This window comes from Sporosarcina sp. P32b (genome assembly GCF_002743335.1).
Lineage (GTDB): Bacteria > Bacillota > Bacilli > Bacillales_A > Planococcaceae > Sporosarcina.
Genome location: NZ_PDZB01000039.1, coordinates 1 through 15423, shown reverse-complemented (window position 1 = coordinate 15423; position 15423 = coordinate 1). Strand labels below are relative to the sequence as shown.

Annotated in this window: 14 protein-coding genes and 2 pseudogenes; 15 read left to right on the top strand and 1 reads right to left on the bottom strand. The window is 38.9% G+C overall.

The features are described from left to right. Window positions 1-96 (top strand): annotated as a pseudogene (locus CSV64_RS16025) (chemotaxis protein CheV); the annotation flags it as partial. Window positions 97-335: 239 nt separating this feature from the next. Beyond that, window positions 336-1691 carry an acetyl-CoA carboxylase biotin carboxylase subunit gene (locus CSV64_RS16020; protein ID WP_099635580.1) on the top strand — a complete coding sequence of 452 codons (1356 nt, stop codon included), beginning with the start codon at window positions 336-338 and terminating at the stop codon, window positions 1689-1691. A gap of 77 nt (window positions 1692-1768) precedes the next feature. Here the strand turns inward: CSV64_RS16020 and CSV64_RS16015 are convergent, their stop codons facing one another. After that, window positions 1769-3916, bottom strand: coding sequence for a sigma-54-dependent Fis family transcriptional regulator (locus CSV64_RS16015; protein ID WP_099635579.1), 2148 nt, complete (start codon window positions 3914-3916; stop codon window positions 1769-1771). A gap of 289 nt (window positions 3917-4205) precedes the next feature. Between CSV64_RS16015 and CSV64_RS16010 the strand changes: the two genes are divergently transcribed. From CSV64_RS16010 to CSV64_RS16915, 13 genes and pseudogenes are all read left to right on the top strand, one after another. Beyond that, complete coding sequence (locus CSV64_RS16010) at window positions 4206-5735, top strand: acyl-CoA carboxylase subunit beta (RefSeq protein ID WP_099635578.1); 1530 nt, start codon at window positions 4206-4208, stop codon at window positions 5733-5735. 25 nt (window positions 5736-5760) lie between these two features. Then, window positions 5761-6546: an enoyl-CoA hydratase/isomerase family protein gene (locus CSV64_RS16005; RefSeq protein ID WP_158233062.1), complete on the top strand. Its 786-nt coding sequence runs from the start codon at window positions 5761-5763 to the stop codon at window positions 6544-6546. 12 nt (window positions 6547-6558) lie between these two features. Continuing rightward, entirely contained in the window at window positions 6559-6774 is a 216-nt protein-coding gene (locus CSV64_RS16000) for a biotin/lipoyl-binding carrier protein (protein ID WP_099635576.1), read from the top strand. Window positions 6775-6795: 21 nt separating this feature from the next. Next, complete coding sequence (locus tag CSV64_RS15995) at window positions 6796-8172, top strand: acyclic terpene utilization AtuA family protein (RefSeq protein ID WP_099635575.1); 1377 nt, start codon at window positions 6796-6798, stop codon at window positions 8170-8172. Further along, the gene (locus tag CSV64_RS15990; protein WP_099635574.1) at window positions 8165-8530 is read left to right on the top strand and encodes an AtuA-related protein; all 366 of its coding nucleotides are present in this window, start codon (window positions 8165-8167) and stop codon (window positions 8528-8530) included. Before CSV64_RS15995 ends, CSV64_RS15990 begins: the two co-directional genes overlap by 8 nt. Before the next feature lie 2 nt (window positions 8531-8532). Further along, a complete protein-coding gene (locus CSV64_RS15985; protein WP_099635573.1) occupies window positions 8533-9681 on the top strand; it encodes an acyl-CoA dehydrogenase family protein in 1149 nt (382 codons plus the stop codon). A gap of 24 nt (window positions 9682-9705) precedes the next feature. Continuing rightward, the gene (locus CSV64_RS15980; RefSeq protein ID WP_099635572.1) at window positions 9706-10854 is read left to right on the top strand and encodes an acyl-CoA dehydrogenase family protein; all 1149 of its coding nucleotides are present in this window, start codon (window positions 9706-9708) and stop codon (window positions 10852-10854) included. 21 nt (window positions 10855-10875) lie between these two features. Further along, a complete protein-coding gene (locus tag CSV64_RS15975) occupies window positions 10876-12438 on the top strand; it encodes an AMP-binding protein (RefSeq protein ID WP_099635571.1) in 1563 nt (520 codons plus the stop codon). 21 nt (window positions 12439-12459) lie between these two features. Continuing rightward, complete coding sequence (locus CSV64_RS17125; protein WP_099635581.1) at window positions 12460-12606, top strand: AMP-binding enzyme; 147 nt, start codon at window positions 12460-12462, stop codon at window positions 12604-12606. Window positions 12607-12672: 66 nt separating this feature from the next. Beyond that, entirely contained in the window at window positions 12673-13113 is a 441-nt protein-coding gene (locus tag CSV64_RS15965; RefSeq protein ID WP_099635570.1) for a MaoC/PaaZ C-terminal domain-containing protein, read from the top strand. A gap of 100 nt (window positions 13114-13213) precedes the next feature. Then, window positions 13214-13348, top strand: a complete 135-nt coding sequence (locus tag CSV64_RS17025) for a hypothetical protein (RefSeq protein ID WP_255397669.1) — start codon at window positions 13214-13216, stop codon at window positions 13346-13348. Between the two features lie 43 nt (window positions 13349-13391). Next, complete coding sequence (locus CSV64_RS15960) at window positions 13392-14963, top strand: class I adenylate-forming enzyme family protein (RefSeq protein WP_099635569.1); 1572 nt, start codon at window positions 13392-13394, stop codon at window positions 14961-14963. A gap of 326 nt (window positions 14964-15289) precedes the next feature. Next, window positions 15290-15423 (top strand): annotated as a pseudogene (locus tag CSV64_RS16915) (chemotaxis protein CheV); the annotation flags it as partial.

Here is a 15423-nt window from a genome sequence, read left to right as displayed (position 1 = left end):
CTGAAGCATAAAGGGGACAGTGTCGGAGCGGACGATCAAGTCAGTAAGCCGGAAATCGCAGAATTGGTATTGAAGATTGATAAGTATATATTGTAAGAATGAGAGACTTCCGTTTTTTTGCGGGGGTCTTTTTTCTTTGTGTGTATTTCAAGACTGAGAGGGTTGTGTAACTATCCAGACAACTGTCTAAAAATAGCTACACTTGATTATATCTATAGAAACTGAATATGCGAGAGTATAAGGTTATGCTACTGTTTACTGTTGGCATAACTCTTGCAAGTATATAGTTGAATCATAAATCAGTTGTACAGATGGAAAGAGAGGGGATTCAATTGATGTTCAATAAAATATTAATTGCGAATCGTGGAGAAATTGCTGCAAGGGTGATTAGAGCATGCAAAGAAATGGGGATTAAAACTGTTGCCATCTATTCGGAAGCAGATGCACAATCCTTGTACGTTAAAGCTGCCGATGAAGCATTCTTAATTGGACCAGCCCGTGTAAATGAAAGTTATTTGAATATAGACAAGATCATTGAGGTTGCGAAAGTGTCTGGAGCTGAAGCTATTCATCCAGGTTACGGTTTGCTTTCGGAAAATGTACAGTTTGTAAAAAGGTGCGAAGAAACGGGGCTAGTTTTTATCGGACCGAAATCTGAAGCAATAGATAAAATGGGCAGCAAAATTGAATCAAGAAAATTGATGGAAAAAGCCGGTGTACCAATTATTCCTGGTATTAACCATTCATTAGAGAATGCAGAAGAGGCTGTTGCAGTTGCAGAGAAAATTGGTTATCCTATGATGTTAAAAGCTTCTGCTGGTGGTGGAGGAATTGGTATACAGACGGTGAAGAACAGCGAAGAATTGAAGAAGGCGTTTGTTAGTAATCAAAAAAGGGCGACAGATTTTTTTGGGAATGGTGATATTTTTATTGAAAAGTTTGTAGAAAGTCCTAGGCATATTGAAATTCAAATATTAGCTGATAGTAAACAAAATACGGTTTACTTATGGGAAAGAGAGTGTTCTATACAACGGCGTCATCAAAAAGTATTAGAAGAAGCACCATCTTCATTTTTGGATGAAGAAACAAGAGTGAAAATGGGCGAGGTTGCTGTGAAGGCTGCTAAAGCAATCGGATACGTCAATGCTGGAACCATTGAATTCTTAGTAGACGAAGACAAGAACTTCTACTTTCTTGAAATGAATACCAGATTGCAAGTAGAGCACCCAATAACAGAGGAAATCACAGGAATTGATATCGTTAAAGAACAAATCAATATTGCAGCAGGAAAAGACCTGCCATTCAGACAAAGTGACATTAAAAAGTTAGGTCACGCTATTGAAGTACGAATTTATGCAGAAGATCCAAAAACATTTTTCCCGTCTCCTGGTAAGATCACTAAACTGGAATTGCCAAGTGGTGAAAATGTGCGACATGAACTGGCGATAAATGAGAGTTCAGTCATCACGCCATATTACGATCCTATGATTGCGAAGTTAATTGTGAAAGGAAATACAAGAAATGAAGCTATTAAAGAGATGAAGAAGGCTCTTGATCAGTATATTATAGAAGGAATTAAAACGAATATTCCTATGTTAAAAGAAGTTATTGCGCACAAAGCATTTTCAGAAGGTAATACGACGACAAACTTTGTAGAAGAACATCTGCGAGGGAAGTTAGCTCAGTTATGAAGATAAAGAGATATAATACACTATAAAAGACAGGCTGCCTGGGCTCCATATTTTATTGGAGTTAGGCAGTCTGTTTGTTATTCGTTGATCTTAAAACTAGATTTTTCTTTGATTTGGAACTTTTCAATTTTGTAATAGAGAGACGAACGACTGATCCCTAACATTTCAGCCGCTTTGGTTCTATTGCCATCTGTTTTTGTGAGTGCATCAATTAATAGAGACTTCTCGGTGTTATTAATTAGCTCTTTTCGGTTGAAAACATTAGATTGTGAAGGCGATTGGAGAACTTCTTGTTGTGGTAATTCTTTGAGTTGAATTCGTGATTGATCAAGATGTATATTATCCGCATTAATCCAATTACTAGTTGTAAAGTGAAACGCACGCTCCAACACATTCTCTAACTCTCTAACGTTCCCAGGCCACTTGTGTTGGGCTAACTTTTCCAAAGCTTCATTTGTTATGCCGTTAATTTGTTTATATGTTTTTGATTTGAATTTGTTAATGAAAAATTCGGATAGGAGCGAAATATCTTCAGATCTATCACGAAGCGGAGGTATGTGTAATTGTATAACATGGAGTCGGTAATACAAATCAGCCCTGAACGATCCATCTTGAACCATAGCAAGTAGATCTTTATTAGTTGCTGCTAAGATTCTTACATCCGTTTGTATTGTTTTAATCCCGCCTACAGCTTCAAATTCTTTTTCTTGTAATACCCGCAAAATTTTCACCTGCAACGATAATGGCATGTCACCAATTTCATCTAAAAATAACGTCCCACTTTTTGCTAATTCAAATTTACCCAGTTTTCCACCTTTTTTTGCCCCAGTAAAAGCACCATCTGCGTACCCGAAAAATTCGGATTCCAAAAGTTCCTCCGGTATAGCGCCACAATTGACAGTAATAAATGCTCCAGGTCTCTCAGAAGCTTGGTGAATTCCTGCAGCAAATAATTCTTTTCCTGTCCCGCTCTCTCCAGTTAATAAAATGTTCGAGAATGACTGCGCAGCAGTATAGGCATCATTTTTGAGGCTATTAATTTGTTTGTTTTTCGAAATGATCAGTCCGAATGGATTGTTTTCAAGTGAGACCTTTAGCAGTTCTCCACGATAATAAGAGATTTCGGTTTCAAGACGCTCCATTTGTTGTAAAAGGTCTTTCCAGTCTTCTAATTGTTTAAATATAAACTTGAATATAGCCCCGATATTTTTACCCTCTTCAATGATAGGCATTTGAGACAATATGGCTTGCTGACCTTTAATCTGTAAAAGTTCACCCGCAATACTTTCATTGTGAAGAATACTTTTATCGGCCGGTATTTCTGGCAGAAGAGTTTGTATTTGTTGATTGATTACTTCTTTTGTTGATTGATATCCGAGTAATGACAAAATACCATGATTAGCTCTTGTAATTATACCTTCCGAATCTGTTATAAGAACTCCGTCATAAGAGAGTTCTAATGCGCTATCTAACGTTTTTTCAATACTTTTTGTGATTTTCAATTCCTTTGCAATTTTCTCTAGTTCGGTGATTTCCTTCAGCACTACAATTGCTCCGATCACAACGTCCCATTCTATGATTGGAATAAAAGTTGCAATCGTTGTTGCTTTTGAAAAATGGACTTTTTTTACGAAGCTGTTCTTGGTTGTAATAGAATCCTTTAGATTCTTGAATAGAGTATGTGATATATCCAAGATAGAAAGGTTTAGTAATTCATCTTTTTGAATTTCAATAATGGTAACGGCAGCGGTATTTACTGAGGTTATACGCATCTCCAAATTAACTGAAATGATGCCATCTTCCAAGCTATTCACCAGTGAAGATAATTGGTTGGCGGAACTTTTTGTATCAGTAATCAATCCTGAAATTACTTCTGCTGTTGCTAAAATACCGGTGACATGGCCTGCTTCGTTTAGAACGACAGCATGTGCAACGTTTTTTTCGATTAATAATTTCTTACCATAAATAAGATAATCATTTTCGTTCAGCGTGACGACGTTTTTAATAATAACCGGTTCAATTACTGCATCAAATGCTTCGTTTTCCAGTAGCAAGCGATATAGAGAGTATTTTGTAACGATACCTAAGAAGTGTTCATTTTTATAGACACAAGCGATGTCCTGCTTTCTATTTAAAAATAGTTTCATAACGTCTTTTGCGGTGGCTTCATTGGAAACTTTAATAAATTTTGAAGAAGCAAGTTGGCGAACTCTGATAGGTAACATCTCCTTTTGATTGATGAATCTCGGTTTTCCTCGATGTTTCACTAGTAGTCTAACAAGCTAATACGTAAATTTAAGAAACTAATGGATAATTTAAGTTTATATGGCAAAGAAAAGAAAATCAATACAACTGTGTGAATATTTGTACAACTATCAGAAATTCTACACATGTGGCTATTCTAATATAATCCCAGTTTAGAAGAAATACACGGTTTGTCGGTAAATAGTAGTTGGCATGACTCTTGCAAGGTATATAAGTGAATTAAAAATAGGATGATGAGGAGTGGGGCAATTGCGTAAAGATTATCAAAAGTACTTATCAGAGAAAGAACGAATCTTAAAAGGTGGAAGAGAAAAGTATCATAAACAAAATGAAGAACAAGGTAAGTTATTTGTTAGAGAGAGGTTAGAAATGCTTTTTGATCCGAATTCGATTGTCGAGGATGGGTTGTTCGCGAATAATCTGGATCCATCGCTTCCGGCAGATGGCAGTGTAACAGGAATCGGAGAAATAAATGGTCGAACTGTATGTTTCTTAGCTGCAGATTCAACTGTTAAGGCAGGCTCATGGGGGCCGAAGTCCGTCGAGAAAAATATTCGTATCCAAGAAAAGGCTGCGGAATTAAAAGTTCCTATTGTATATCTTATTGATTCGGCGGGGGGGAGGATAACAGAACAGTTAAATGTTTTCCCCGGTAAACGACAAGGCGGCAAGATATTTTACAACCAAGTCCAATTATCGGGTGTGATCCCCCAGGTCACAATTTTATTTGGACCATCACCAGCAGGATCAGCGTACGTTCCAGCATTTTCTGATTTGGTTATTATGGTTGATGGAAATTCAAGTGCGTATCTAGGGTCTCCGAGAATGGTAGAGATGGCAATTGGTGAAAAGACCACAATGGACGAAATGGGCGGCGCTAGAATGCATTGTTCGGTAAGTGGGTTAGGTGATGTCTTAGTAGATAGCGAGGAAGAAGCGATTGATGCTTGTAAACGATACTTAGGGTATATGCCTCAGTCTTGGAAAGATGGTCTTCCTTTAGAAAAAGTAGTAGCCCCGGTTAGTGGAAGAGACGTGAAAGAGATAGTTCCTTTAAATGAGAATACGCCGTTTGATATGTATGAATTGATTGATCAAGTAATTGACGAAGGCAGCTGGTTTGAATACAAAAAGCTATTTGCACCAGAGTTGATTACAGGATTTGCACGATTGAATGGAGAAGTTAAAGGAATTATTGCCAATCAATCCAAAGTCAAAGGTGGAACATTATTCGTTGATTCACCAGACAAGGCTGCACGATTTGTGATGATTTGTAACGCGTATAATATTCCTTTGCTTTATTTGTCAGATGTACCTGGTTATATGATTGGCTCAAAAGTAGAGCAGAGTGGAATTATCCGCCATGGTGCCAAGATGATTTCAGCACTTTCAGAATCAACGGTTCCCATTATTTCATTAGTAGTTCGAAAATGTTACGGCGCGGGTCTTTATGCAATGGCAGGACCGGCATTTGGTTCTGATGTAGTGTTAGCGTTGCCGAGTGCACAAATAGCGATAATGGGTCCACAAGCCGCAGTGAATGCAGTCTATTATAACAAGATTCAAGAGCTTCCCGAAGATGAGCGCGCGGCTTTCATAGATGAAAAAAGAAAAGAATACTTGAAGGATGTGAATCTTTTCAAAGTAGCTTCAGAATTAATTATTGATGACATAGTCGGATTTGATGACATTCGGACTGAAGTGATTCGCAGATTCAAGTTTTATAAGACAAAGTCTGTTATGAAGTACGAAAAACGTAATGCGATACATCCAGTGTGATGAGTAAATAGTTAGGGGGATGAAAATGAGTTATGAAACTGTGTTATATGAAACATCCGAGAATATAGCGAAGATTACTATGAACCTTCCTGATAAGAGAAATCCTTTAGACGAACAGTTAACAAGCGATTTAAAACACGCGATCCAAAAGGCAGATAGTGATACAGAAGTCCATGCCATCATTTTAACGGGAGCGGGGAAAGCATTTTCTGCAGGTGGAAATTTAAAGGACTTTAAAGAGTACGCTGAAAAGCCGATTCCGCAACTTTACCAAGAGGGTTTGGAAAGTACAGAGTTATTTAAGCTAGGCGCAATTGTAAAAACTCCCATAATTTCTTCTGTTAACGGCGCAGCACTTGGTGGTGGAACAGGTCTCGTAGCGATGTCGCATATTGCAATTGCATCAGATCAAGCAAAGCTGGGATTAACTGAAATGAAATTGGGACTTGTTCCATATGTAATCTTGCCGTGGGTAAGGCGAGCTGTCGGGGATCGTCGTGTCATGGAGATGATGTTGACAGCAGAAGTTATGGATGCTGAAAAAGCAAAAGAATATCAATTGGTGCATCGTGTAGTGCCCCATGATCAGCTAGAAGAAAAGACGTGGGAACTTGCGAAGATGGTCGCATCTCATAGCCCATTGGCGGTTGGGCTAGGCATGGAAGCATATTTCGCAACAGAGCAAATGGACTTTATGAAGTCATTCGATTACTTATCTACACTAAGACTCGTGTCATTTAAAAGTGAGGATTTAAACGAAGGTGCATCCGCATTTTTAGATAAAAGAAAACCAAAATGGACAGGGAAATAAGGAGGAATCATTATGATAGAAATACCATCACCAATGGGTGGAAGTGTCTGGAAGACTGAAGTCCAAGTAGGAGAAGCAGTGGCGGTTGGGAAAGTTCTAATAATTTTAGAGTCAATGAAAATGGAAATTCCGATTGAAGCAACAGAAGCGGGTACTGTGAAAGAAATAAAAGTAGCAGAAGGCGACTTCGTACAAGAAGGCGATACTGTGATCACTATTGAAACCTGAAAAATAAGGAGGTTATATAAGATGAAAACGGTTCGAGTCGGTGCGGCACAAGGTTTTTATGGAGACACAATAGAGCCAGCTGTTGCTACAGCTAAATACGGTAATGTAGATTACCTAAGTTTTGATTGTTTAGCAGAATTAACAATGTCTATACTCGTAAAAGATCAGAAGAAAGATGAAAGTTTTGGCTATACACGCGATATCACTACATCAATGAAAGCCTTACTTCCTTATGTAAAAGAAAAAGGAATTAAGCTTTTAACAAACGCTGGTGGGGTTAATCCACTAGGTGCCCAAAAAGAAATTATTCGTGTAGCAAAAGAGCTGGAAATGGATGATTTAAAAGTGGCAGTTGTTACAGGCGACAATATATTTGATCAAATGGATAGCTTACTATCTAAAGGTGTCCAATTTGATCATATGGAAACTGGAGAATCCATTAGTGAAGTGCAAGCTAAGCTAATGTTTGCAAACGCATACCTTGGTTCAATGCCAATTGTTGAAGCATTAAAACAAGGTGCGGATATTGTAGTTACGGGTAGAACAACTGACACAGCACAGTTTTTGGCACCATTAATTTATGAGTATGGTTGGTCAGAAGATGATTGGGATCGACTTGCAAGTGGTATTTTTATGGGGCATTTACTCGAGTGTTCCGCTCAATCGACAGGTGGAAACTTCAGTGGTGATTGGGATCAGATTGAAGGCATGGAGAAAATCGGTTATCCGATAGCGGAAATGAGTGACAGTGGAGATTTTATCATCACGAAGGTAGAAGAGCGTGGAGGACGCGTATCTGTAGATACAGTGAAAGAACAAATGCTGTATGAGATACATGATCCTTCGGCTTATGTAACGCCTGATGTCACTGTCGATCTAACGCAAGTGAAGCTCGAGCAAGTTGGAGACAATCGTGTACGAGTGAGCGGTGTTAAAGGGAATCCTAAACCAGACAACTTGAAGGTTGTGATGGGTTATGAGGATGGGTATATGGGGCAAGTGCTTGTTGGCTATTCATGGCCAGATGCTTTGAAAAAGGCGAGAAAGTCAGATGAAATCATACGCCAACAAATTAGCGAAAATGGGTTAACGTACGATGAAATACAGACGAGTTATTTGGGCTATGATTCGATACACGGTCCACTGGCAAGTGAGCCTAGTGAAGATTTGAACGAAGTGTATTTGCGAATGGCAGTACGAGGAAAAACGAAAAGGGATGTACTGCAGTTAAATCGTTTAATTCCTCCTTTATTCCTTAATGGTCCTCCATCAGCAGGCGGATTCTACGGAAATATTCCACCAAGACAGTTGCTTGGTATGTGGGCAACGCTCATTCCGAGAGAGCTGGTAGAAAGCCAAGTGAAGGTCATAGTGGAGGAGGTGGGGACGTATGTCTAAAATCCTTTTGAGAGATATTGCACAAGCGCGATCTGGAGATAAAGGCAATACAGTCAACATCGGATTATTTGCTCCAAGTAGAGAGTTGTATGAAATTTTTGATCAACAAGTTACAGCAGAAAAAGTGAAAGAGCACTTTCAAGAATTGATTGCAGGAGAAGTGATCCGCTATGAAGTGCCAACTATAAACGCTTATAACTTCATATTAACGGGAGCTTTGAATGGCGGCGGTTCAAGATCTATCCGGATCGATAGTCTTGGAAAGTGTTTCGGTGCAAATTTACTGCGAATGGAAATAGAAGTTCCAGAAGATGTGCTAAAAATATCTAATCAAACAGTTAATAAAGCGGGGGTGTAAGTATGATATATGAACCTTATTTTACGGAAGAGCACGAACAGTTACGCAAAGTCATTCGAAATTTCGTCGAGAAAGAAGTGAAACCGTTCGTAGAAGAGTGGGAAGAGGCCGGGGAATTCCCAATAGAAATAATAAAAAGAATGGGAGACTTAGGTTTTCTTGGACTTCGTTATCCTAAAGAACTCGGAGGTCAAGGCGGAGATTACTTTACATCTATCGTATTTGCGGAGGAACTTGCTAAGTGTGGTTGTGGCGGATTTCCGATGGCCGTCGCCGTTCAAACGGATATGGCTATACCCCCAATTGCGGAATTTGGCAATGACGATCAAAAGAAACGATTTTTCATTCCAGCTGTTAAAGGGGATAAGCTTGCTGCAATTGGGATTTCTGAACCGAATCATGGTTCCGACGTGGCTTCTATTGAGACACGAGGGCGAAAGCAAGGCAATGAGTGGATTATAAATGGTACGAAAATGTATATTACAAACGGTTCGCGTGCAGATTTCGTTACGCTTGTCACAAGAACATCAGATGAACCAGGTTATAAAGGACTCAGTCTAATCTTAGTAGACCTTGATAGCCCGGGTGTTTCTATCAGTAAAAGATTGGACAAAGTCGGTATGCGTTCATCAGATACGGCTGAAATAATATTTGATAATGTCAGTGTGCCGAAAGCAAACTTGCTTGGAGAAGAAGGAAAAGGTTTCTCGTATATTATGTGGGAACTGCAAGGAGAGCGACTGATTTCAGCAGCAGCTTCGATCGGGTTGGCCGAGTCTGCCTATGATCTAGCTTATGAATATGCAAAAACGAGAAAACAGTTTAATCATCCGATTGCTAATTTTCAAGTGATTTCTCATCTATTGGCTGAAATGAAAACGGAAATAGAAGTATGCAAAGAATTGACATATGCGACTGCGTACCGTTTTTCCAATGGCGAAGTACCGAGTAAGGAAATTTCAATGACAAAACTAGCAGCTGCACAAATGGCCCACTGGGTTGCGGATCGAGCATTGCAAATATTCGGTGGTAACGGATATATGGCAGACTATCCTATTGAGCGTATTTGGCGCGATTCAAGACTTAATCGTATTGGAGCAGGAGCAGATGAAGTGATGAAAGAAATCATCTCAAAACAAATGGGCTTATAAATCAGCGAAAAAGGAAGTGAGAAAATGACACACTGGATGTTTAATGAAGATCATAATATGTTTCGCAAATCAGTAAGTAGGTTTGTAGAAAAAGAGATTGTGCCATTTGTTGAGGAATGGGAAAAAGCAGGCGAGGTTCCAAGAAGTCTTTTTGAACAAACGGGGGAGTTGGGATTTTTAGGGACTAAGTTTCCAGTCGAATATGGAGGAGCAGGGTCTGACCTTATTATGGATGCCGTTTTTATTGAAGAGCTCATAAAATGTGGATCGGGCGGAGTAGGAGCTTCTATTGCTGCTCACATCGGTATAGCCATGACGCCGATTTGGAAGTTTGGTAATGATGAGCAGAAGAAAAAATACTTACAACCTGGTATTGTAGGAAAACAAATTGCTGCATTAGGGATCACCGAGCCAAATGCAGGTAGTGATGTTTCCTCACTAGTTACAAAAGCTGTTGATAAAGGTGATCATTATGTATTGAATGGATCAAAAACCTTTATTACAAATGGAGCTAACGCCGACTATGTAGTGGTTGCTGCAAAAACTTCCGATGAACCAGGACATAAAAATATGAGTCTATTCATCGTAGAAAGTGATTGGGAAGGTTTTTTTGTCGGAAAGAAACTTAGCAAGTTAGGATGGCGGGCATCCGATACGAGCGAGCTCTATTTTGACAATGTAAAAGTTCCCAAAGAGAATTTGATTGGCAATCTTAATGAAGGATTCAAGTATATTATGATCAATTTCCAATGGGAGAGATTGACGATGGCACTTTCTAGTATCGCATTAGCTGAAAAGGCATTGGAAGATGCTATTCGTTACAGTAAAGAACGAATCCAATTTGGAGGACCGCTAGTTCAATTCCAAGTGCTTCGACACAAGATGGTCGATATGGCTGTAGATATTGAGAAGGCCAGAAATATAACGTATCGGGCAGTTTACCAATATAACATAGGACATGATGTCACAACAGAGGCGACGATGGCAAAAGCATATGCGGCTGAAATGGTTAGCAGAGTATGTGACCAGGCGCTTCAAATCCATGGTGGGAGTGGCTATATGATGGAGTATCCTGTTCAGCGCTATTGGCGAGATGCGAGACTTCAGTCCATTGGTGGCGGAACAACGCAAATCATGAATGAAATTTTAACGAAAAGACTGAAAATAAATTAACCATTACGAGGGGGAAATATTATGATGGATGAAATTTCGGTAATTAACCGTGTTGCAATAGGTGATATTATTCGTAGATCTGCAAGTCGTTATGGTGGTAAGACAGTTCTCGTAGAAGGTGACAAAGAACTTACGTATCGAGAGCTAGATGATGCGTGCAATAGTTTCGCTAACTATTTAATTCAAAATGGTTACAAAAAGAACGATACTATTGCAACTATGTGTACCAACTCAATCGAACACGTAATAGCAATGTATGGTATTCAAAAAGCAGGTCTAATATGGGTGCCGATAAATCCAGGCCTATCTCCTAAAGAAAGAAGATATATTTTGAATAAAGCAGACGTCAAGATGACGATTATTGACAATGAAATATTACAGGTCGATCCTTCGAATTTTGCGGGTGATCAACTATTAATAGTCAATAAAGAAGAGGGAGCTCTTGGAAAATCCTTTAATGAAGCTCTTGTCGGTCAGTCTAGCAAAGAACCAGATGTTGATATTAAGGACCGAGACATAGCACAAATTATGTTTACAAGCGGTACGACGAGTGATCCAAAAGGTGTTCGTATTAGCCATTTAGCCGTCTACTTTACTAGTTTAAGTAACATTATTGACGTTGGTATAAATAAGGATGATGTTCAAGTAGCGGTATTACCAATGTTTCATTGTGCCCAGCACTCATTCTTAACATCGTTCCTAACCATTGGTGCAAAGATTACTATTGTTAAAAAGTTCGAACCGGAGAACTTTATGGAAGTAATTGAAAAGCAAAGAGCTACATTTTTGCTCGCATTACCGATCATCTATCGAGCACTTATTCATCATCCCAATCGAAGTAAATATGATATTTCATCTTTAAAAACATGTATGTATGCGATGGCACCAATGGATAGAAATACATTGGAAAAAGGTATCAATGAGCTTGGGGCAGATTTCTTGCTGGGCACTGGGCAAACCGAAATATATCCAGCTACAATGCTATTTAAACCAGAAGAGCAGCTGAAAAGATTTGGTTCATATTGGGGAACGACGGCAATTCTTAACGATACAGTAGTGATGAATGATGAAGGTGAAATCTTGCCTAAAGGTGAAACTGGAGAAATCGTGCATCGCGGTCCAAATGTCATGAACAGTTACTTGGATAACGAGGAAGAAACGGAAGCAAGTCGTTTGTTCGGCTGGCATCATACAGGAGATTTAGGATGTTGGGATGAAGATGGGCAAATGGTATTTGTAGACCGGAAAAAGGATATCATCAAAACGGGTGGAGAAAATGTAGCCTCCATCAAAGTGGAGCAAACACTATTAAATTATGAGGGAATTGAAAATGTAACGGTTGTAGGTATTCCCAATGAACAGTGGAACGAAGCGGTAACTGCTTTTGTTGTAACTAAAAAGGGAGCCAACATTACTGAACAAGAGATTATCGCTTATTCCAAAGAGCATCTTGGTGGATTCCAAGTTCCTAAAAAGGTTGTATTTATAGATACGATCCCGATGACGACGATCGGGAAAGTCCAAAAGCAAATATTACGGGAAGAATATGCAACACTGTATACGGAAGTAGACAGTGTTAACTAATAATGGAAGTAGGAAGAATCCATTGAAGCAGTTATTACTTTAAAGGATACAAGCGAATATATAAGTCTTCAAGAAGTTCGTGAATTTTGCGAAGAAAAGCTTGCTCATTTTAAAATTCCGAAGCAAATGGAACTTGTTAATGAATTGCCAAGAAATACTACGGGTTAGATATTAAAGACTGTTTTACGCTCCGAGATGATTGAAAAAACAATTAATTTATGGAGGCAGATTAACATGTTTAATAAAAGGTTTGAGCATTTTGAAGTCGGCGAAACATGGCGTTCCAGAGGTCGTACGATTACTGAGTCGGATCTTGTGATGTTTTCCGCATTTAGCGGAGATTGGCATCCGCTTCATACAGATAAGGAGTATGCAGAAAATAATACGCCATTTAAACAAAGAATTGCACATGGCATGCTGGTGTTATCAGCTGCTACCGGACTCCAAATAATGGAACCGGAAATCATAGTCGCTTTTTATGGAATTGATCATCTCAGATTTATACAGCCGACATTCATAAATGACACGATACATGTTGAATTGGAAGTAACGGAGTTAGCAGATAAGGAAAATGGTACTGGAGTTGTAACGGCCATTCAAAAAATTATTAAACAAACGGGTGAACCCGTGACGACAGGTGTCTTGAAAGTGCTTATTAACAAAGAGAAGCGGTGAATAAGGCGGATCCGTTATTGAATAAAATGGAAAACATGGAAGCTGTGAATAAAATAAGAAGACCATAACGGTACACACAACAAAAGAGGCAGTAATCTGTTTGCAAAGTTTACCTACGGAGCTGGTATTTCATGAAGAGTATAAGTACGCAGAGAAAGTATTTAAGAGCGACGATGCAAAGGAAGGTTTGAAAGTGTTTTCAGAGAAACGAATGCCTCGTTTTATTGGTTACTAAATATAGTAGATAAAAGCTTATAAATCAATTTGGGGGTCATTAGATGGTAACGATAAACGAAACATTACTTAGCGCAGTCAATACTTATCCAGATAAGGTGTTTTTGCAGGATGGCTCGAAAAGTCTTACCTATAAGCAATTAGATGAAGTGACAGATCGGTTGGCTTCAGCATTTTTAGAAGAAGGGTTAACTAGGGGAGACCATATCGCGATTCTTGCTTTAAACCAAATAGAATGGCTTATTTCATATTTTGCTGCAGCGAAGATTGGTGTCGGGGCTGTCGCCTTAAGTGTTAGATACAGGGCTCCTGAATTAGAATATATGATCAATCACTCTGAGGTAAAAGCAATCGTATCCATAGATAAGATTCCAGACTTTAATTTTTCGGACTTTTTCTTAGACTTCCAATCGAAAATCCCGTCTGTTGAAAAATATATCTTTATCGGTGAAGGATTTGAAGGTAGTTCTTCTTATTCTGAATTACTTGAAAGAAATCCAAATAACGAAAAATTGAACGCGTGTAAAAAAGAAGTGGACCCAGAGGATCTTGCAATTATGATTTACACTTCCGGAACCACAGGAAAGCCGAAAGGATCCATGATTACTCATCGAAGTATATTAGCTTCAGCACGTGCACAGGTCAATCATTTTCAAGTAAGGGAAGATGATATAACTATTCAATGTCTTCCACTTAACCATGTAGGTGGAATTACTTGTCAGGTTACGGTGACACTGATTAGTAAAGGAACAGCTATTTTAATTCCGGAGTTTCGTCCTGAATATGTGTTGACGGCTATACAAGCACATAAAGCCACAATTTTTGGCGGTGTTCCTACAATGTATTTAATGTTACTTTCCTATAATGATTTTTTCAGATATGATTTGAGTTCTCTGAGGATTAGCGTTGTAGGTGGATCTAATGTCGAACCTGCATTGTGTAATGAAATCATGAGGAAGATCCCGAATACAGAATTACTGGGCTTATATGGGTTAAGTGAAAGCTCGGGCGCGTGTATTTTATCAAGGACAACCGATTCGATAGAGAAGGTCCAAACAACACTCGGTGTGTTAATTGGAGACTTTATAGCTAAAATTGTGGATGAGAATCAACAAGAGGTCGGGATTGGTGAAATGGGTGAATTAGTAGTTAAAGGTGACTGTGTCGCAAAAGGTTATTATAGGGATGTAGAAAGTACGAAAGAAGCCTTTGCAGAAGATGGTTGGTTGTACACGGGTGATCTAGTTACAATTGACGCGGAAGGTTATATAAGTTTTAAAGGAAGGAAAAAAGAAGTTTATATTCAAGGTGGATTTAATGTGCTTCCAGTAGAGATTGAAAATGTGCTAACGATGCATCCAGATATTTCGAATGCAGCAGGCATTGGTGTTCCCCATTCGTTTTACGGTGAGATTGGTCGGTACTACATTGTTTTGAACGTTGGAATAGAACTAACAGAGGCGGAATTAATAGCTTATTGCCGTGAACATCTTGCCGATTACAAAATACCGAAGCAGTTTGTTTTCGTGGATGAATTGCCTATGACCCCAGCTGGAAAAATTCAAAAGTCTAAACTTAAAGAAATGTATTTGACTACTAGCGATTCACGTAATTGATCCTAACTTTAACTCCTATTGTAAATGCGGGCTCTAAAAAATAAAGGCAGCGTTATTTATACGCCATAATTTTTCGTTGTCTAATCAATGAATTATATGGAGTTTCCTACAGTTATAAGTGTCCGGAATAGTGGGAAAAGTTCAAACTTTCCGAAGCTGTAACTGGAAGTAGTTGGAATCTACGCGAAAAAAATCTGCAGTCATGGGGCAATTTATATAAAAGCAATAAAAGAGGTAGTTATACGTATGCCTCATTTTATTGGCTATTAAACAGGTTATACAAACAGCGTTACTTTTCTAGAAGAATCTTGTAAGCGAATTCCCACCTTGCCGGACTGCCGATTATTATCTTCTCTTCACTCATCACAGATGACCTGAAGCATAAAGGGGACAGTGTCGGAGCGGACGATCAAGTCAGTAAGCCGGAAATCGCAGAATTGGTATTGAAGATTGATAAGTA

Coding starts and splice junctions, on each gene's coding strand:
- CSV64_RS16020 (WP_099635580.1), top strand. CDS start 336: ATGTTCAATAAAATATTAATTGCGAATCGTGGAGAAATTGCTGCAAGG.
- CSV64_RS16015 (WP_099635579.1), bottom strand. CDS start 3,916: ATGTTACCTATCAGAGTTCGCCAACTTGCTTCTTCAAAATTTATTAAA.
- CSV64_RS16005 (WP_158233062.1), top strand. CDS start 5,761: ATGAGTTATGAAACTGTGTTATATGAAACATCCGAGAATATAGCGAAG.
- CSV64_RS16000 (WP_099635576.1), top strand. CDS start 6,559: ATGATAGAAATACCATCACCAATGGGTGGAAGTGTCTGGAAGACTGAA.
- CSV64_RS15995 (WP_099635575.1), top strand. CDS start 6,796: ATGAAAACGGTTCGAGTCGGTGCGGCACAAGGTTTTTATGGAGACACA.
- CSV64_RS15990 (WP_099635574.1), top strand. CDS start 8,165: ATGTCTAAAATCCTTTTGAGAGATATTGCACAAGCGCGATCTGGAGAT.
- CSV64_RS15985 (WP_099635573.1), top strand. CDS start 8,533: ATGATATATGAACCTTATTTTACGGAAGAGCACGAACAGTTACGCAAA.
- CSV64_RS15980 (WP_099635572.1), top strand. CDS start 9,706: ATGACACACTGGATGTTTAATGAAGATCATAATATGTTTCGCAAATCA.
- CSV64_RS15975 (WP_099635571.1), top strand. CDS start 10,876: ATGATGGATGAAATTTCGGTAATTAACCGTGTTGCAATAGGTGATATT.
- CSV64_RS15965 (WP_099635570.1), top strand. CDS start 12,673: ATGTTTAATAAAAGGTTTGAGCATTTTGAAGTCGGCGAAACATGGCGT.
- CSV64_RS15960 (WP_099635569.1), top strand. CDS start 13,392: ATGGTAACGATAAACGAAACATTACTTAGCGCAGTCAATACTTATCCA.